The following is an 18,812-nucleotide window of genomic DNA, read 5'->3' on the forward strand; positions in this document are numbered from 1 at the left end:
TCCGAACCGACTTCTCGGCGTGCGAGGATGACTCGGTGGAACGCGCTGTGACCGCTGAAATGGATCTCGAACTCGGGTCGTCGGTCGACCTCATCTTCCAGATCACGGCGGCCCAGACCATGCCCGTGACGAGCGAGCAGTTGACCTTCCGTCAGGGCGAGCGCATCTACACGCCGACCGAGATCGTCGACCAGTCCGGAAGCCGGCTGCACCGCTTCACGGCGGAGCCGGGCCTGCTCGAGGTCCGCTACGACGCGACCGTGTCGGGGCGTGCTGCGCCGGCTCGGGGGAGCGATCTGGAGACCATCACCTACCTGCGGCCGAGCAGGTACTGCCAGTCCGATGAGGTGTTCGCGCAGGCGCGGCGCCAGTTCCGGGGGCTCGAGGGCTTTGCGCTGCTCGATGCCGTCTCCGACTTCGTCGCGACGAGTGTGACCTACACGCCGGGGCTGAGTCTCGGCACCGACAGCGCGGTCACCACGCTCATGACCGGGCAGGGCGTCTGCCGCGACTACGCGCACGTCGTCATCGCGCTGCTCCGGGCGATGGACGTGCCCGCGCGCTACGCCGCATGCTTCGCCCCCGGACTCGACCCGATGGACTTCCACGCGGTGGCCGAGGCCTACCTCGACGGCGCCTGGTACGTCATCGATGCCACCCGTCTCGCGCCCCGTGACTCGCTCGTGCGCATCGCCACCGGCCGCGACGCGGCGGACTGCGCGTTCCTCAGCTACCACGGTGGAAACGTGGGCCTCGAGCGTCTGCACGTCGACGCCTGGCAGACGGATGCGGTCACCGCATCCGTCTCCGACGACCCGCACGCGCCCGTCCAGCTCACCTGACCCGCGCGTCCCTTTGTGACCGCGAGACGGGATCGGGGCGCCGAGACCCGGGGGGTGACCCCATGGTCTCGGCGCGAAGATCCCGTCTCGCGGGGAAGGGGAGGGCGGCGGCGCGAACGTAGAATGGGCGGGCTATGGATCCCGAACAGCTCTCCGCCGCCCTGCTCGCCGTCGTCGCCCCGCTCGCCGAGGCGCGACGCCCCGGCGCCGCCGCCGAGCTGTCGGTCTCCGACGTCGTCCTCGATCGTCCGAAGAACCGGGACCACGGCGACTGGTCCTCGAACATCGCGCTGAAGCTCGCGAAGTCCCTCGGCGCGAACCCGCGTGAGTTCGCGGCCGAGATCGCCGTACCCCTCGCGGACGTCGCCGGCATCGCGGCGGTCGACGTCGCCGGTCCCGGATTCATCAACATCCGTCTGGATGCGGCGGCCGCCGGTGCGCTCGCGAAGGTCATCGTCGAGGCGGGCGCTGCGTTCGGCACGAACTCATCGCAGCGGGGCAACACCATCAACCTCGAGTTCGTGAGCGCGAACCCCACGGGACCGCTGCACATCGGCCACACGCGCTGGGCGGCGCTCGGCGATGCGATCGCCCGGCTGCTGCTCGCGAGCGGCGCGACCCTCGTGCGGGAGTTCTACATCAACGACGCGGGCGCGCAGATGGAGCGCTTCGGGCGCTCCGTGCTCGCCGCCGCGCTCGGGCAGCCCATCCCCGAGGACGGCTACGCGGGCGAGTACATCCAGACGCTGGGCGCACGGGTGCGCGATCTGCCCGTCGAGGGAACCACGGGCGGACTCGTCGAGCTCGACCCGGCCGCGCAGCTCGCCTTCGTCACCGAGCGCGCGTACGAGCTGCAGCTCGGTGAGATCCAGGCCTCGCTCGAGCGGTTCAACGTGCACTTCGACGTCTGGTTCTCCGAGCGCGTGCTGCACGCGGCGGGAGCGGCCGGAGAACCGAGCCTCGTCGACGAGGCGGTCGAGCGACTCCGCGTCCAGGGCCACGTGTTCGACGACGAGGGTGCCGTGTGGGTGCGCACGACCGACTTCGGCGACGACAAGGACCGTGTCATCCGCCGCTCGAACGGCGAGTACACCTACTTCGCCGCCGATGCGGCGTACTACCTGAACAAGGGAGACCGCGGCTTCGCGCACAAGATCTACCTGCTCGGAGCCGACCACCACGGCTACGTGCACCGCCTCAAGGCGCTCGCGGGCGCGGCGGGAGAAGACCCCGAGAAAGACATCGAGGTGCTGATCGGCCAGCTTGTCTCGATCAACGGCGCGAAGCTGTCCAAGCGCGCGGGCAACATCATCGAGCTCGATGACCTGCAGTCCTGGCTCGGCACCGACGCCCTCCGCTACTCGCTGGGCCGCTATCCGGCCGATTCGCCGCTCACGCTCGATCCCGAGATCCTGCAGAAGCGCACGAACGACAATCCGGTCTTCTACGTGCAGTACGCCCACGCCCGTACGCACAACGTCGCCCGGAACGCCGCCGCGTCCGGGATCGATCGGAGCGCCTTCGCTCCCGAGGCGCTCACGCACGAGACCGAATCCGCGCTGCTCGGCGCGCTGCAGGAGTTCCCGCGTCTGGTGGCGTTCGCCGCCGACGTGCGCGAGCCGCACCGCATCGCCCGCTACCTCGAGGAGCTCGCCGGCCTGTACCACCGCTGGTACGACAGCTGCCGGGTGATCCCCCTCGGCGACGAGCAGCCGACCGATCTGCACCGCACGCGGCTCTGGCTCAACGACGCCACCGGTCAGGTGCTGCGCAACGGTCTCGATCTGCTCGGCGTGAGCGCGCCCGAACGGATGTGAGCGGGCGATGAGCGCCGACACGCAGCCCACCGAACCGTTCCCTTCGGAGTGGCGCGAGCAGCCGGTCGCTCGTCGTCGTCATCGCCGGTGGCCGTGGCTCGTCGCGATCCTCGTCGTGCTCGCCCTGGTCGTCGCCGCGTTCTTCGCGGGGGAGTGGATCGCCCGCGACCTCATCACGAAGGGCGTACAGCAGCAGGTGGTCTCGCGCCTCGCTCTGCCGGCGGATCAGGAGGTGGATGTCGACATCCCCGGTTCCGTGCTCTTCCAGCTCGCCGCGGGCACGATCGACGAGGTGCGGCTGTCTTCCGACGACGTCACGGTCGGCGACGTGAGCGGTGACATCTCGGTGGATCTTCGCCAGGTGAAGATCTGGGACGGGCCCACGATGGCGGATGGTGCCGCGACCGTCACTCTCGACGAGCAGCAGGTGCGCTCGCTCCTCGCGACGGTCGACGGGCTGCCCGCGGAATCCGTGGGTCTGGCCGCTCCGAACGTCACCGCCTCGACCGAGCTGTCGCTCTTCGGTGCGGCGATCCCGCTGCAGATCGCACTCACTCCCTCCGCGGCCGACGGCGACCTGGTGCTCAGCCCCGCCGCGCTGCAGCTCGCGGGCGCCGACATCACCGCCGACGGTGTGCGCGAACGGTTCGGCGCGCTCGCCGACCCCCTCCTGCAGGGATGGCGGGTGTGCATCGCGCAGTATCTGCCCGCGGGCGTGCCGTTGCAGGCGGTGCGGGTGGAGGGTTCCGTACTCGTGGCGGACTTCGCGGTCGACGGCACGCTGCTGACGGATGCGGGTCAACGCGCCAAGGGCACCTGCGCCTGAGCGACGCTGGTAGCGTCGGCCGGATGAGTTCCGACCTCTACTTCTTCACCGCTGACCCGGCCGACCTCGATCGCGATCTCGTGCACCGCTGGCTGAGCGAGCAGGCCTACTGGGCGCTCGGGCGTCCGCGGGAGATGCAGGACGCGGCGATGGATGCATCGCGCAACTACGGGGTGCGTCGACGCGACACGGGCGCGCAGGTCGCGTTCGCGCGGATCGTCACCGACAACGCGACCTTCGCGTGGCTCTGCGACGTGTTCGTCGACCCGGCGGTACGGGGCAACGGCGTGGGCAAGATGCTGGTTCGCGGCGCGCTGGCCGACATCGAGCCCCTGCACCTTCGCCGCACACTGCTCGCGACCGCCGACGCGCACGGCCTTTACGCCGCCAACGGGTTCACGGCGCTCGCCGCTCCCGATCGGATGATGGAGCGACCCATCGGTCACTGACCGACGCGGACGGCCGCGATGCGTGCCCGCATGACGGGTGCGGCATAGGCCGTGCCCTAGACTCGACTCACTCGCGACGGCGTGTCGCGGCGGCACCCGTGGCCGGACCCGATCACGTCGTCTCTGCAGCCACCACCGATTGGGTATCCCCGTGTCCGCTTCGTCGTCCCGGCCCGTTGTGCCGGCGTGGCTCGAAGTCCCGACCGACCCGAACGACCTCGCGGCGGGCGTCTGGCCGCACTCGTCGCGGCGTCGTCCGGAGGGCGAACTGGAGATCGCGGGCGTTTCCGTGGGGGAGCTCGCAGCGACCTACGGCACGCCCCTATATGTGCTCGACGAGGACGAGGTGCGCACCCGCGCCCGGCGCACGCGTGCCGCGTTCGAGGCCGCGGCCGCGCGGCACGGCACGGAGGCTCGCGTCTACTACGCGGGCAAGGCGTTCCTCTCGACCGAGGTCGTGCGTTGGGTCATGGGCGAGGGATTGACGGTCGACGTCTGCAGTGCCGGCGAACTGGCCGTCGCGCTCGCCGGCGGTGCGTCCCCCGACCGGCTCGGCTACCACGGCAACAACAAGAGTGCCGCGCAGCTGCGCCGCGCCGTAGACATCGGCATCGGATCGATCGTCGTCGACAGCCTCGACGAGATCTCCCGGCTCGCGCAGATCACGGCCGGTCGCCAGAGCGGTCAGCCCGTCCTCATCCGGGTCAACACCGGCATCCACGCCGAGACCCACGACTTCCTCGCGACCGCCCACGAAGACCAGAAGTTCGGGTTCTCACCGGATGCGGCGCGCGTGGCCGCCGCGCGCGTGCGCGAGGTGCCGGGGCTCGAACTGATCGGCCTGCACTGCCACATCGGGTCGCAGATCTTCGGCGCCGCGGGCTTCGCCGCATCCGCCGAGCGACTCGTCGCGCTGCACGCCGAGCTTCTGGCCGGCGGAGACCTTCCCGTGCTGAACCTCGGCGGCGGCTTCGGCATCGCGTACACGCGGGTCGACGAGCCGGCGGTCATCGAAGAGCTTGCCGACGCGATCGTGGATGCGGTCGCCGCCGCCTGCGCGGCGCACGGCATCGCGCTTCCGCGCCTCGCGTTCGAGCCCGGTCGCTCGATCGTCGGGCCGGCGGGGGTGACGCTGTACGAGATCGGAACGGTCAAGCCGGTCGCGCTCGGCGGCGACACCACGCGCACCTACGTGAGCGTCGACGGCGGAATGAGCGACAACGCGCGCCCGGCCCTGTACGGCGCGCAGTACTCCGCGCGCCTGGCATCGCGTGCGGGAGCCGGGGACCCGGAGCTCGTCCGCGTCGTGGGGTCGCACTGCGAATCCGGCGACATCGTCGTCGACGCCGAGTACCTCCCGGGCGATGTCGCCCCCGGCGATCTGCTGGCCGTTCCCGCCACCGGCGCCTACTGCTTCTCGCTCTCCAGCAACTACAACTACGCACCGAGGCCCGCTGTGGTCGCGGTGCGCGAAGGACGCGCACGGGTCATCGTCCGCGGCGAGACGGTCGATGACCTCCTCGCCCGCGACGCCGGCGCGACCGTCACGAAAGGTGAGGCATGACCGACTACCGCCATCTGCGCGTCGCGCTCCTGGGCGCCGGAGCCGTCGGCTCGCAGGTCGCCGCGCTGCTGCTCAAGCACGGCGACGAGCTCGCCGACCGCGCGGGCGCGAGCCTGCAACTGGCCGGCATCGCCGTCCGGAATCTCGACGCACCCCGCGACACCGACCTCCCGGAAGAGCTGTTCACGACGGACGCGGAGTCCCTCATCGTCGGCGCCGACATCGTGATCGAGCTGATCGGCGGCATCGAGCCCGCCCGCACCCACCTCCTTCAGGCCATCAACTCGGGCGCCGATGTCGTGACGGCGAACAAGGCGCTGCTGGCGACCCACGGCCCGGAGATCTTCGACGCCGCCGACCAGGTGGGCGCGCAGGTCTACTACGAGGCAGCCGCCGCCGGCGCCATCCCGATCATCCGCCCGCTCCGCGACTCGCTCGCCGGAGACCGCGTGCAGCGGATCATGGGCATCGTCAACGGCACGACGAACTACATCCTCGACCGGATGGACACCGAGGGGGCTGCGTTCGACGAGGTGCTCGCGCAGGCTCAGGCGCTCGGGTACGCCGAATCCGACCCGACGGCCGACGTCGAGGGGTACGACGCCGCGCAGAAGGCCGCGATTCTCGCGTCTCTGGCCTTCCACACGGCCGTCCCGCTCGAGGCCGTGCACCGCGAGGGCATCACCGAGATCACGACGACGATGATGGATGCGGCCCGCCGTGCCGGCTACGTCATCAAGCTCCTGGCCGTCTGCGAACGCCTCAGCGGGCACGAATCCCCGACGGGCGAGGCCATCTCGGTGCGCGTCTACCCGGCCCTGGTTCCCCGCGAGCACCCGCTGGCGAGCGTGCACGGCGCGAACAACGCGGTCTTCGTCGAAGCCGAGGCCGCCGGCAGCCTGATGTTCTACGGCGCGGGCGCCGGGGGAGTGCAGACCGCATCCGCCGTTCTCGGCGATGTCGTCTCGGCTGCGCGCCGGCACATCGCGGGCGGCGTGGGCGTCGGAGAGTCGACGCGGGCGAACCTGCCCGTGCTCGAGATCGGGCACGCGGTCACGCAGTACCAGATCACGCTCGAGGTCGACGACAAGCAGGGTGTGCTCGCGACCATCGCGACCACGCTGAGCGAGGGTCGCGTATCCATCGCGACCGTGGAGCAGACCGTCATCGCCGATGACGGAGAGGCCGGGGCGCGCGCGCGACTGGTCATCGGAACGCACAAAGCACGCGAGCAGGACCTCAGCGACACCGTGGCGCGACTCGCTCAGAGCGACGTCGTCGAACGGGTCGTGTCGGTCCTGCGCGTGGAAGGGAACTGACATGGCACACGTCTGGCGCGGAGTTCTCCGTGAATACGCGGACCGTCTCGGTGTGACCGAGAACTCGACGGTCGTCACCCTCGGCGAGGGCGGCACGCCGCTCCTGCCCGCCCCCGCGCTGTCGCGCCTAACGGGTGCCGACGTCTGGGTCAAGTTCGAGGGCATGAACCCGACCGGATCGTTCAAGGACCGCGGAATGACGGTCGCCCTCTCGCGGGCCGTCGAGCACGGAGCGAAGGCCGTGATCTGCGCGTCGACGGGCAACACGTCCGCATCCGCCGCCGCGTACGCCGCCCACGCCGGAATCACCGCGGCGGTCCTCGTGCCCGAGGGCAAGATCGCGATGGGCAAGCTCAGCCAGGCCGTCGCGCACGGCGGTCGGCTGATCCAGATCCGTGGAAACTTCGACGACTGCCTCGAGATCGCCCGTGAGCTCGCTGACCACTACCCGGTGCACCTGGTGAACTCGGTGAACCCCGACCGGATCGACGGGCAGAAGACCGCCGCGTACGAGATCGTCGAGCAGCTCGGCGACGCGCCCGACTTCCACTTCATCCCGGTCGGCAACGCGGGCAACTACACCGCGTACACGCGCGGCTACCGCGAAGAGCTCGAGCGCGGCGTCTCCACGACGATCCCGCGGATGTTCGGCCTCCAGGCCGCCGGTTCCGCGCCTCTCGTCCGCGGCGAGATCGTGAAGAACCCGGAGACGGTGGCCAGCGCCATCCGGATCGGCAACCCCGCCTCCTGGCACCTCGCTCTCGAAGCGCGCGACGCGACGGACGGGTGGTTCGGTGCCATCGAGGACGACCGCATCCTCGCCGCGCAGAAGCTGCTCTCGGAGCAGGTCGGCATCTTCGTGGAACCGGCATCCGCCATCTCGGTCGCCGGGCTGCTCGACCGGGCCGAGGCGGGTCTCATCCCCGCCGGTGCGCGCGTCGTTCTGACCGTCACCGGCCACGGCCTGAAGGACCCGCAGTGGGCACTCCGCCAGCCCGACGGCTCGGACGTGACCCCGACGGTCGTCGACGCCGAGGTCTCCGAGGTCGCATCCGTGCTCGAACTCGCCCCGGAGACCGGGGCGTGACCACAACCCTGGGCCGCAGCGTCTCGGTGCGGGTTCCCGCCACGAGCGCCAATCTCGGCCCGGGATTCGACACGCTGGGCCTCGCACTCAGCGTGTACGACGAGCTCGAAGTGACCGCCGCACCCGAGGGGGTGCTCGAGATCGAGGTCGAGGGTGCGGGCGCCGAGGCGGTGCCGCGCGATGCGTCGCACTTGGTCGTCCGAGCGATCGCGTACGCGTTCGAAGCCGCCGACCGTCCGCTTCCCGGACTCATCCTGCGGGCGCGGAACGTCATTCCGCACGGGCGGGGGATGGGGTCCTCCGGTGCGGCCGTCGTCTCGGGACTGCTGGCGGCGCGGGGGCTGCTCGCCGGCGACGTCGACTTCGGCCCGGACACGCTGCTGCGCCTCGCGACCGAGCTCGAAGGGCACCCCGACAACGTCGCCCCGGCACTCTTCGGCGGTCTCACGATCGCCTGGGTCGACGAAGGCGGACCGCAGCACAAGAAGCTCCTCGTGCACCGCGGCGTCTCCCCGATCGTGTTCGTGCCCGAGTTCACGATGTCGACCTCGGTTGCGCGCGGGCTCCAGCCCGCACAGTTCTCGCGCGAGGACGCCGTCTTCAACGTGTCGCGGTCGGCTCTGCTGATCGCCGCACTCACCCAGAGTCCTGAACTCCTGATGGCCGCAACGGAAGACAAGCTGCATCAGAGCTACCGGGCGGCGGCCATGCCGGAGACCGACCGGCTCGTGCAGGCGCTGCGTCGCGCGGGCTTCGCCGCGGTCGTCTCGGGAGCCGGACCCAGTGTGCTGGTGCTCGCCGACGGGCCCGGCCGGCGTCTCGAAGCGGCCGAGCTGGCGGCCTCGATTACGGACACTCCGTGGGAGGCGCTCATGCTCGCCGTCGACTTCAAGGGTGGTACAGTGAGGGACAACGCGGAGGGTGCCACGTAACCAGCGTGTATCTGGCCTCCGTCGCAATCTGCGAACCACCGCGTGATCCCCTGTATCCGTCCTGAGACGCGTCCTTACGACCGTGTCGAAGACAGCTCCGAGTGAGCGCCGGACGCGGGCGGACGTCTGTCCATCGGACGTTTTGAGTGGTCACGTGCATCGACTCGTATCACAAGGGAGTACTCGTGGAGTCTGTCTCCGAGATCCAGTCCACCGAACCGAACACCGACACCGCATCCGCCTCGGACGCCGTCGACACGGTCACCGCCTCGGCTGAGGCTCCGGCCACGGCCGACGTCGCGACCGAGCCGGCCGCTGCCGAGCCGGTGAAGGTGCCGCGCAAGCGTGCGCCGCGCCGCGCGAAGAGCGCCGACGTCGCCGAGAAGGCAGCCGCGGATGCAGCTGCCGCCGAGGCTGCTGCCGCCGAGGCCGAAGCTGCGGCAGCGGCCGACGCGGAAGCCGCCGCCGATGCTGCGGCCGAAACCGACGCCTCCGCGGTCGCTCCCGCGGAGGGTGACGCTGCTGACACTGTCGTCGCCGAACCCGTCGTCGCAGAAGCCGCCGTCGCCGAAGCCGGTGCCGACGCACCGGTCGACAGCGCGCCGGCCGACGCCGCATCCGACGAGGCCGTCGAGGCGCCTGCCGCCCGCAAGCCCCCTCGCCGCACCCGCAAGCCGAAGGTCGCCGCTGAGCCGGCCGCCGACGAGACCCCCGCGTCCGACGCGGCATCGTCCGTCGCGGCCGACGCGCCCGTCTCGGAGGCCCCGGTCGCCGATGCAGCGGACGCTGCCACGGCAGAGGCGCCGACCGCGCAGGCTCCGGCCGCCGCGTCCGACGCCGCCGGTGAGAACACCAACGACAGCGCCAACGACAACGACAACGGCGACGACACGGAACAGCCCAGTCGCAGCCGTAGTCGTAGCCGCAACCGGAACCGCAACCGCCGCGAGAGCGGAGAGGCGCGCCAGAACGGCGAGGCCGCTCCGGCCCGCGAGGCCCGCGAGCCCCGCCAGGCTCCTCAGGTGCAGAACGCGCCGGCGGCCGCCGCATCCGACGACGACGACTCGCAGGCCGGTGGCCGCGGACGTCAGCGCAACAAGCGTCGCGGCCAGGCCCAGAACGACGAGTTCGACACCGAGATCGGCGAGGACGACGTCCTCATCCCGATCGCGGGTGTGCTCGACGTGCTCGACAACTACGCCTTCGTGCGCACGACGGGCTACCTGCCTGGCCAGAGCGACGTCTACGTCTCGCTCGGTCAGGTCAAGAAGTACAACCTCCGCAAGGGCGACGCCGTCGTCGGTGCGATCAAGCAGCCGCGCGAGGGCGAGCAGTCCGGGCGCCAGAAGTACAACGCGCTCGTGAAGGTCGACTCGATCAACGGGCTCTCCGTCGAAGACGCTGCCGAGCGCGTCGAGTTCGGCCAGCTGACGCCCCTCTACCCGCAGGAGCGTCTGCGTCTCGAGACGGGTCACGAGAAGCTCACGCAGCGCATCATCGATCTCGTCGCCCCGATCGGCAAGGGACAGCGCGGCCTGATCGTCGCCCCGCCGAAGGCGGGCAAGACCATCGTGCTGCAGCAGATCGCCAACGCGATCGCGACGAACAACCCCGAGGTCCACCTCATGGTCGTGCTCGTCGACGAGCGGCCCGAAGAGGTCACCGACATGCAGCGCACCGTCAAGGGCGAGGTCATCGCCTCGACCTTCGACCGCCCCGCAGAAGACCACACCACGGTCGCCGAACTCGCCATCGAGCGCGCCAAGCGTCTCGTCGAGCTCGGTCGCGACGTCGTCGTGCTGCTCGACTCGATCACCCGCCTCGGCCGCGCGTACAACGTCACCGCGCCCACCAGCGGCCGCGTGCTCTCGGGCGGCGTTGACGCCTCGGCGCTGTACCCGCCCAAGCGGTTCTTCGGCGCGGCGCGCAACATCGAGAACGGCGGATCGCTCACGATCCTCGCGACCGCGCTCGTCGAGACCGGGTCCAAGATGGACGACGTCATCTTCGAGGAGTTCAAGGGCACCGGCAACAGTGAACTGCGTCTGTCGCGCCAGCTGGCCGACAAGCGCATCTTCCCGGCGGTCGACGTGAACGCGTCGAGCACCCGACGCGAAGAGATGCTGCTCTCGGCCGACGAGGTCAAGATCACCTGGAAGCTCCGCCGCGCGCTCGCGGGCCTCGACCCCCAGCAGGCGCTGGAAGTCGTGCTCGGCAAGCTCAAGGAGACGCAGTCGAACGTCGAGTTCCTCGTGCAGATGCAGAAGTCGATGCCGGCGCCCACCGCCGGTGGTCACTCGCACGGGCACGAGAACAGCATCCGCTGACCGGTCCCGTCATGTCCGACACCGGCATGTTCGAGTCCGTGAAGGGCCTCCTGGACGAGCACAAAGCCGTCCAGGAGGAACTCTCCGACCCGGCCGTCCACGCGGATGCTGCGCGCGCGAAGCGGGTCAACCGCCGGTACGCGGAGCTCTCCAAGATCGTGCACGCATACGAGGCCTGGGTGGCGGCAGCGGATGACCTCGAGGCCGCGCGCGAGCTCGCGGGCGAGGACGCCGCGTTCGCCGAAGAGGTCCCCGCGCTCGAGCAGAAGGTCGATGCGACGCAGGAGAAGCTACGGCGACTCCTCATCCCGCGGGACCCGGATGACGCGCGTGACGTGATCATGGAGATCAAGGGCGGCGAGGGCGGCGCGGAAAGCGCCCTGTTCGCCGCGGATCTGCTGCGCATGTACCTGCAGTACGCCGCCGCCAAGGGCTGGAAGACGGAGCTCCTCGAGCGCACCGAATCCGACCTCGGCGGCTACAAGGACGTGCAGGTCGCCATCAAGGGCTCGTCCGCGGACCCGGCTCAGGGGGTCTGGGCGCACCTCAAGTACGAGGGCGGCGTGCACCGCGTGCAGCGGGTGCCGGCCACCGAGTCGCAGGGGCGCATCCACACCTCGACGACCGGCGTGCTCGTCTTCCCCGAGGTCGACGAACCCGACGAGGTCGCGATCAGCCCGAACGACCTGAAGATCGACGTCTTCCGCTCCTCGGGTCCGGGCGGACAGTCGGTCAACACCACGGACTCCGCCGTCCGCATCACGCACGTCCCCACCGGGATCGTCGTGTCGATGCAGAACGAGAAGTCTCAGCTGCAGAACCGCGAGGCCGGCATGCGGGTCCTCCGCGCGCGTCTGCTGGCGCGTCAGCAGGAGGAGCGGGATGCGGCCGCATCCGATGCCCGCCGCTCGCAGATCCGCGGGATGGACCGGTCGGAACGCATCCGTACCTACAACTTCCCGGAGAACCGCATCGCCGACCACCGCACCGGGTACAAGGCCTACAACCTCGATCAGGTGATGGACGGCGCGCTCGAGCCGATCATCGAATCGGCGATCGTCGCCGACGAAGAGGCGCGGCTCGCCGCCCTCGCCGGCGACTGACCCACCCCGTCCGCTGCGCCGCCGCTGCGCCGCCTCGCGCGCCGCGCCGCTCTCCATCGCGAGTGAACACGGCTCGACGAGGGTGAGGGAACGGCGCAACGGGGACGGGGCGCGGGGCTACCAGAGCGGCGGATGCGGAAGCGCGCCCCGGTGCGCCTCGAGCACGGCCGCGAGCGACACGATCGCCGCTTCGCCGCCCGGTCGACCCACGAGCTGCACCGAGACGGGGTGGCCGTCGCCATCCGTCGTCACCGGAACCGTGATCGCCGGCAGCCCCGCGACGTTGACGAAGCTGCTGTATGGCGCGTACTGCACCTGCTGCGCGAAATTGCGCTCGGCGTTCTCGCGGTCGTACCAGCCGATCGGGCGCGGACTCTGCGCCAGCGCCGGAGTCAGAACCGCATCGAACGGCGCGAATGCGGCGATCGTCTGACGTTCGAACGCCGCCGCGGACGCCAACGCGTCGAGGAGCCGGGTGGCGGGCAGAGCCCGGCCCTCCTGCACCAACCACGCCGTGATGGGTTCGACGAGCGCGAGGTCCGCCTCCGACAGCGGGAGGCGGGCGGCGCTCGCGCGCCAGATCGTGCGGAACATCTCGGCGTAGCCGACGGGCGCCCACCGGAACTCGTCGACGCCCGTCCCTGCCGCAGACAGCACGGCCGCGGCGTGCTCCACCGCGGCGCGCGCGGCGGGGTCGAGCTCGATCTGCTCGTCGTCGTCCCACGGCGAGACCGTGGTGACGCCGACGCGCAATCCGTCGCGCGGCGCGAGCGCGGCGGGCAGCAGAGGCCCCGGGTCCGGGGCGGTGAGGGCGAACGGATGCGGCCGCAGCGTGTGGAGCGCGTCCGCGAGGAACGCCGCATCCGCCACCGTCCGCGCCAGCGGGCCGGTGACAGCGAGGCCGGCGAGCGAGTCGATGCCAGAACCGATCGGCATCCGTCCGCGGGAGGGCTTCAGTCCGACGATCCCGACCGTCGCGGCCGGGATGCGGATCGAACCGCCGCCGTCCGAACCCACGGCCAGGGGGAGGAGGCTGGCCGCGACGGCCGCGGCTGCGCCGCCGCTCGACCCTCCGGCGCCGTGGGCGGTGTTCCACGGATCGCGTGTCGGGGGAGTGAACGAGGTCTCGGTGTAGCCCGTGAGGCCGAACTCGGGCGTCGCCGTCTTCCCGAGATTCACCGCTCCCGCGGTGTCGAGCGCCGCAGCGAGCTCGTCGGAGCGCTCCGGGACGAAGTCGCGTCGCGCCCGCGAGCCGTACCGCGTCGGCACCCCCGCGCGGGCGACCAGGTCTTTATCGGCGAGCGGCATTCCCCGGAGCGGCCCGGCGACCGCGGCATCGGCCTGCGCGGCCTGGGCGAGCGCGCGATCCGCCGTGACCTCCACGAACGCTCCCACGCGGTCATCGATTGCGGCGATGCGTTGCAGGTAATGGGCCGTGAGCGCGACCGGATCGACCTCGCGGTCGCGCAGCATCCGGGACAGCTCGATCGCGGGAAGATCGTGCAGCGCCGTCATGATCCGAGCGTATCCGCGGCGGGCGGGTCAGATGCTGTACTCGGGCGCCATCAGCAGCGCGCGGGTGTCTTCGCCGGCACGGCGCTGGCGCGATCTCGCGGGCACACCCACGAGCACGCTGTCAGGCGCCGCATCCTTCGTGACGACGGCATTCGCTCCGATCACGCTGTGCGCGCCGATGAGGACGGGCCCGAGGACCTTGGCGCCCGCACCGACGGCCACGCCGTCGCCGAGCGTCGGGTGGCGTTTGCCGCCCTCGCGCTGACGTCCGCCGAGGGTCACCCCGTGGTAGAGCATGACGTCGTCGCCGACCTCGGCGGTCTCGCCGATCACGACGCCCATCCCGTGGTCGATGAAGAATCGGCGACCGATCTGCGCGCCGGGGTGGATCTCGATGCCGGTCAGCCAGCGCGTGATCTGCGAGCCCGCCCGCGCCGCGAACCGGAACCCGCGCCGCCACAGCGCATGCCACACCCGGTGCGCCCAGATCGCGTGGAGTCCCGGGTACAGCAGGGCGATCTCGAGCGAGCCGCGCGCGGCGGGATCACGCAGTCGCGCCGCCGCCAGGTCTTCTCGGATGCGGGATGCGGCGGCCCGGATCGCCATCACTCGTCGCGGAGGTGCTCGTAGAGCGCCGTCGACAGATAGCGCTCGCCCGCCGACGGGATGATCACGACGATGTTCTTTCCGGCCGCCTCGGGACGCGCGGCGATCTGCAGCGCCGCCCAGATCGCCGCGCCGCTCGACATGCCGACGAGGATCCCGTCCTGGGTGGCGGTCTCGCGCGCCACGCGGATCGCGTCGTCGAACTCGACGTCGATGACCTCGTCGATGATGTCGCGGTTGAGGATCGCGGGCACGAAGTTCGGGCCGATGCCCTGGATCTTGTGCGGTCCGGGGTGACCCTTGGTCAGGATGGGGGAGTCGGCGGGTTCGACGGCGACGATCTTGACGCCCGGAACCTTCTCCTTCAGCACTTCGCCGACACCCGTGATCGTGCCGCCGGTGCCGATGCCCGCGACGAAGTAGTCGACCTTGCCGTCGGTGTCGCGCAGGATCTCCTCGGCGGTCGTCGCCCGGTGGATGGCCGGATTCGCCTCGTTCTCGAACTGCCGGGCCCACACGGCGCCCGGGGTCTCGGCGACGATGCGCTTCGCCTCGTCGACGGCGTAGGACATGCCCTTGGTCGGGTCGGTGAGCACCAGCTCGGCGCCGAACGCCTTGAGGAGCGTCCGACGTTCCTTCGACATCGAGGCGGGCATCGTGAGAATCACGCGGTAGCCGCGTGCCGCGCCCACCATCGCCAGCGCGATCCCGGTGTTGCCGCTGGTGGATTCGACGATCGTGCCGCCGGCGGCCAGCTGCCCGGAGGCTTCCGCGGCGTCGACGATGGCGATGCCGAGGCGGTCCTTGACGCTCGACACCGGGTTGTAGAACTCGAGCTTCGCGAGGATCTGGGCATCGACGCCCGCGGCGATGCGATTGAGTCGGACGAGCGGCGTATTGCCGAACGCCGAAGTGATGTCGGAATGGATCCCGGGCATGTGCGCCTGCCTTTCGGAAACGTGCGTACGAGCCCTGCCAGCCTAGGGGAGCGGCAGGGGAGTGGGCCGTCTGTGACGGCCGGGCGACTATTCTGGACGGAGCCATGTCTGCATCCGTTCTTTCCCCCTGCCCCGGCGGGACGCGGTCGCTCTCGTCCGCACTCGCCGAGACCGTCGCGCTGTTCGCGCGCGCGGGCATCGTCGATCCGCAGGTGGATGCGGAGCTGCTGCTCGGGCACCTGCTCGGCGCCGGGCGCGGAGAAGTGCAGGCCGCCGCGATTCGTGGCGACGTGCTCGACGCCGACCTGGATGGTCGCCTGGCCGACCTCGCGGCCCGCCGCGCGGCGCGGGAGCCGCTCCAGCACCTGACCGGTGTCGCGTACTTCCGTCACCTCTCGCTCGCCGTGGGCCCGGGCGTCTTCGTCCCCCGCCCCGAGACCGAGATGGTCGCGCAGATCGCGATCGACGCCCTCCGGGCCAGCGCCTCCCCTGCTCCCGTCGCGGTCGATCTCGGCACGGGTTCGGGCGCGATCGCCCTGGCGCTGGCGACCGAGGTGCCGCACGCGCGGGTGCACGCCGCCGAGAACTCGGTCGACGCCTTCGTCTGGACGAAGGAGAACTTCGCGCGGGTCGGCGCCGACAACGCGCGGCTGGCCTTCATCGACCTTGCCGACGCGTTCCCCGAGCTCGACGGGACCGTCTCGGTGCTCGTGTCGAACCCCCCGTATGTTCCGGATGCGGCCGTGCCGCGCGATCCCGAGGTGCGTCGCTACGATCCGCCGCACGCGCTGTACGGCGGGGCCGATGGCCTCGATGTCGTGCGCGTGCTCGCGGAGGTCGGCCGCCGACTGGTGCACCCGGGCGGCACGATCGTGATCGAGCACGGCGAACTGCAGGGACCGTCGGTGCGCGGTGTGCTGACCGCGGCGGGATGGCTCGCCGCGGCGACCCATCCCGACCTGACGATGCGCGACCGCGCCACGACCGCGCTGCGGGCGTGAGGGGAGCCGGAGCTCTCCTCCGCGTAGACTGACCCGGTCATGTCCACATTCTTCGACTGCCAGGACGAGGCACAGCTGCTCGCCGGCATGCGTCAGGCGCGCCACGCGATCGGCCGTGGCGAGCTCATCGTCATGCCCACCGACACGGTCTACGGCGTCGCCGCCGACGCCTTCAACCCCTCCGCCGTCGCCGCACTCCTCGCGGCGAAGGGCCGCGGTCGGCAGCAGCCGCCACCGGTGCTGGTCGCGGGCCTGACGACGGTCCGTGCGCTCGTCAGCGACGTGCCGGCGCCCATCGAACGGCTGATCGAGTCCGCCTGGCCCGGAGGACTCACCATCGTGCTCCCGGCGCAGCAGTCCCTCTCCTGGGACCTCGGCGAGACGCGCGGCACGGTCGCTGTGCGGATGCCGGCCCACCGCCTCGCCCTCGAGCTCCTGGAAGAGACGGGTCCGCTCGCGGTCTCGAGCGCCAACCTCACGGGCCAGCCCGCGGCGGTCGACGCGTATTCCGCCCGCGACATGCTGGGTGACAGCGTGCAGGTGTACCTCGACGGCGGTTCCAGCGCGAACGGCGTGCCGTCCACGATCATCGACGCCACCGCCATCGCGCACGGGGGAGAGGGGCGCGTGCGCCTGCTCCGCCGCGGCATCATCTCCTACGACGAACTCCACCGCGTGCTCGGAGACGTCCTCGAACCGGAACACGACGAAAGCGCGGGCGCGGACGGTCCCGCGTGAAGCAGTACCTGCTGATCACCGCCGTCACGGCGCTCGTCACTTTCGGTCTGTCGTGGGCCGTGTGGCGGATCGCCATCCGGTACAAGCTGCATCCGCCGATCCGCGATCGCGATGTGCATACGCGTCCGACGCCGCGACTCGGCGGAATCGCGATGTTCCTCGGCGTACTGGCGGCCTTCGCGATCTCGTCGCAGAATCCGTTCTTCTCCATTTTCTGGGCCGATCCGATGCCCGTCCTCTCGATCCTCGGGGCGACGCTCCTGATCGTGCTGGTCGGTATCGCCGATGACCTCTGGGACCTCGACTGGATGATCAAGCTCGGCGCGCAGTTCCTCGCCGCCGGCATCATCGCGTGGTTCGGCGAGATGCAGATCTACGCGTTGCCGATCGGCGGGCTGACGATCGGGTCCAGCGCCATGAGCTTCGTGCTCACGGTGTTCGCGATCGTCGTCGTGATGAACGCCGTCAACTTCATCGACGGTCTGGACGGCCTGGTCGCGGGCGTCTGTCTGATCTCGAACGGGATCTTCTTCGTCTACTCCTACGTCCTCACCCGCGACATCGGCTCCAGCACGTACTTCAACCTGGCCTCGTTCATCGCGGTCGTGCTGGTCGGGGCCTGCGCCGGGTTCCTCCCGTTCAACTGGAACCGCGCGAAGATGTTCATGGGCGATTCGGGGGCGCTCATGCTGGGCCTCCTGATGGCGACGTCCGCCATCGCGATCACCGGCCAGCTGAACCCCGCAACCCTCGACCCCGAGCAGTTCGGCCGCTCGCAACTGCTCGGCGCGTTCATCCCGATCCTGCTGCCGATCGCGGTCGTCACTCTGCCGCTCCTCGACTTCGGCTCGGCGGTCCTCCGACGGATGCGCGCGGGCAAGTCCCCGTTCTCGCCCGATCGGAAGCACCTCCATCACCGGATGCTCGACATGGGCCACAGCGACCGTGCCGCGGTGCTCATCTTCTACGCGTGGACCGCCGTGATCGGCATCGCGGTGCTTCTCATGTACATCGCGACCCGTGAGGACTGGTTCGGCCAGTACTGGATCGGCGTCGCCTTCGGCGTGGTGGGCATCTCGGCCTGTCTCGTCGTCACGCTGCTGCCGGCGCGCCGGCGCATCCCCGCATCCGCTCCGGCCGGAGTCCCTCCGGCCGCCGCTCCGGCCGCCGACGGCCCCTCACCGCAGGAGACCCCATGACGACCCCCACCGTGTCCAGTACCCCGATCCTGCGCACCGCCCTGGTGTGGTCGGGAGTGATGACGGCGGCGCTCGTCGTGATCGGTGGGATCGTCGGGTTCCTGACGGCTGGCACCCCCGGGCTGTGGAGTGCACTGTCGGGAGTGCTGGTGGCGGCGATCTTCCTCGGCATCACGGCCGCCAGCATCCTGATCGCCAATCGCTGGTTCGGCGATGAGCTGTACGTGCCGATCTTCTTCGGAATCGTGCTCGGCGGCTGGATTCTGAAGCTGGTCCTGTTCATCGTCGCTCTCGTGCTGCTCCGGGGTCAGTCCTGGATCGTTCCGATGGTGTTCCTGCTGGCGCTCGTCGTCAGCGTGGTCGCCTCGCTCGTGATCGACGTCGTCGTGATGATGCGGATGCGGCTGCCCAATGTCAGCGACATGAGGCTCCCCACCGACGTCGAAGAGGGGGAGCGGCGCACTCCGAACCCGGAGGCGGGCGACGCAGCCTCAGGAGTTTGATAGTGTTGTCCCGCACCCGACCGCGAGCGCCTGAGTGCCAGCGTGC

Annotated in this window: 17 protein-coding genes; 14 read left to right on the forward strand and 3 right to left on the reverse strand. The window is 70.5% G+C overall.

The annotated features are described in order from the left end of the window. Window positions 1-35 precede the first annotated feature (35 nt). The 10 genes from LQ938_RS04665 (at window position 36) to prfA (ending at window position 12,266) form a co-directional block, all read left to right on the forward strand. Entirely contained in the window at window positions 36-842 is an 807-nt protein-coding gene (locus tag LQ938_RS04665; protein WP_223723499.1) for a transglutaminase-like domain-containing protein, read from the forward strand. Window positions 843-976: 134 nt separating this feature from the next. Beyond that, window positions 977-2,659, forward strand: coding sequence for an arginine--tRNA ligase (locus LQ938_RS04670; RefSeq protein WP_223723335.1), 1,683 nt, complete (start codon window positions 977-979; stop codon window positions 2,657-2,659). A 7-nt stretch (window positions 2,660-2,666) separates the two neighbouring features. Continuing rightward, complete coding sequence (locus LQ938_RS04675) at window positions 2,667-3,485, forward strand: LmeA family phospholipid-binding protein (protein ID WP_223723336.1); 819 nt, start codon at window positions 2,667-2,669, stop codon at window positions 3,483-3,485. Between the two features lie 23 nt (window positions 3,486-3,508). Then, window positions 3,509-3,934 (forward strand): GNAT family N-acetyltransferase, encoded by a 426-nt coding sequence (locus LQ938_RS04680; RefSeq protein ID WP_223723337.1) that lies wholly within the window; start codon window positions 3,509-3,511, stop codon window positions 3,932-3,934. A gap of 151 nt (window positions 3,935-4,085) precedes the next feature. Further along, the gene (gene lysA, locus LQ938_RS04685; RefSeq protein ID WP_223723338.1) at window positions 4,086-5,498 is read left to right on the forward strand and encodes a diaminopimelate decarboxylase; all 1,413 of its coding nucleotides are present in this window, start codon (window positions 4,086-4,088) and stop codon (window positions 5,496-5,498) included. Further along, the gene (locus tag LQ938_RS04690) at window positions 5,495-6,817 is read left to right on the forward strand and encodes a homoserine dehydrogenase (protein ID WP_223723339.1); all 1,323 of its coding nucleotides are present in this window, start codon (window positions 5,495-5,497) and stop codon (window positions 6,815-6,817) included. The genes lysA and LQ938_RS04690 overlap by 4 nt, the downstream gene beginning before the upstream one ends. A 1-nt stretch (window position 6,818) precedes the next feature. After that, complete coding sequence (gene thrC / locus LQ938_RS04695) at window positions 6,819-7,904, forward strand: threonine synthase (RefSeq protein WP_223723340.1); 1,086 nt, start codon at window positions 6,819-6,821, stop codon at window positions 7,902-7,904. Continuing rightward, window positions 7,901-8,836, forward strand: a complete 936-nt coding sequence (gene thrB / locus LQ938_RS04700) for a homoserine kinase (protein WP_223723341.1) — start codon at window positions 7,901-7,903, stop codon at window positions 8,834-8,836. Before thrC ends, thrB begins: the two co-directional genes overlap by 4 nt. Before the next feature lie 185 nt (window positions 8,837-9,021). Further along, on the forward strand, window positions 9,022-11,163 hold the full coding sequence (gene rho / locus LQ938_RS04705) for a transcription termination factor Rho (RefSeq protein WP_223723342.1): 2,142 nt from the start codon (window positions 9,022-9,024) through the stop codon (window positions 11,161-11,163). Window positions 11,164-11,189: 26 nt separating this feature from the next. Continuing rightward, on the forward strand, window positions 11,190-12,266 hold the full coding sequence (gene prfA / locus LQ938_RS04710; protein WP_223723486.1) for a peptide chain release factor 1: 1,077 nt from the start codon (window positions 11,190-11,192) through the stop codon (window positions 12,264-12,266). Window positions 12,267-12,383: 117 nt separating this feature from the next. Here prfA and LQ938_RS04715 read toward each other — a convergent pair whose 3' ends face one another. Genes LQ938_RS04715 through cysK form a run of 3 tightly spaced genes read right to left on the reverse strand, consistent with a single transcriptional unit; the run spans window position 12,384 to window position 15,325 of the window. Beyond that, window positions 12,384-13,781, reverse strand: coding sequence for an amidase (locus LQ938_RS04715; RefSeq protein WP_223723343.1), 1,398 nt, complete (start codon window positions 13,779-13,781; stop codon window positions 12,384-12,386). Window positions 13,782-13,808: 27 nt separating this feature from the next. Next, window positions 13,809-14,387: a serine O-acetyltransferase EpsC gene (epsC, locus tag LQ938_RS04720; RefSeq protein ID WP_223723344.1), complete on the reverse strand. Its 579-nt coding sequence runs from the start codon at window positions 14,385-14,387 to the stop codon at window positions 13,809-13,811. Beyond that, window positions 14,387-15,325, reverse strand: coding sequence for a cysteine synthase A (gene cysK, locus LQ938_RS04725; RefSeq protein WP_223723345.1), 939 nt, complete (start codon window positions 15,323-15,325; stop codon window positions 14,387-14,389). The genes epsC and cysK overlap by 1 nt, the downstream gene beginning before the upstream one ends. Before the next feature lie 104 nt (window positions 15,326-15,429). Between cysK and prmC the strand changes: the two genes are divergently transcribed. From prmC to LQ938_RS04745, 4 genes are read left to right on the forward strand one after another with little or no spacing between them, the layout of a single operon-like run. Further along, window positions 15,430-16,326, forward strand: coding sequence for a peptide chain release factor N(5)-glutamine methyltransferase (gene prmC, locus LQ938_RS04730; RefSeq protein ID WP_223723346.1), 897 nt, complete (start codon window positions 15,430-15,432; stop codon window positions 16,324-16,326). A 39-nt stretch (window positions 16,327-16,365) separates the two neighbouring features. Next, window positions 16,366-17,064, forward strand: a complete 699-nt coding sequence (locus tag LQ938_RS04735; protein ID WP_223723347.1) for an L-threonylcarbamoyladenylate synthase — start codon at window positions 16,366-16,368, stop codon at window positions 17,062-17,064. After that, window positions 17,061-18,263, forward strand: a complete 1,203-nt coding sequence (locus tag LQ938_RS04740) for an MraY family glycosyltransferase (protein ID WP_223723348.1) — start codon at window positions 17,061-17,063, stop codon at window positions 18,261-18,263. Before LQ938_RS04735 ends, LQ938_RS04740 begins: the two co-directional genes overlap by 4 nt. Next, complete coding sequence (locus tag LQ938_RS04745) at window positions 18,260-18,766, forward strand: hypothetical protein (protein ID WP_223723349.1); 507 nt, start codon at window positions 18,260-18,262, stop codon at window positions 18,764-18,766. The genes LQ938_RS04740 and LQ938_RS04745 overlap by 4 nt, the downstream gene beginning before the upstream one ends. Window positions 18,767-18,812: the final 46 nt, after the last annotated feature.

The organism is Microbacterium sp. cx-55 (genome assembly GCF_021117345.1).
Taxonomy (GTDB): Bacteria; Actinomycetota; Actinomycetes; order Actinomycetales; family Microbacteriaceae; genus Microbacterium.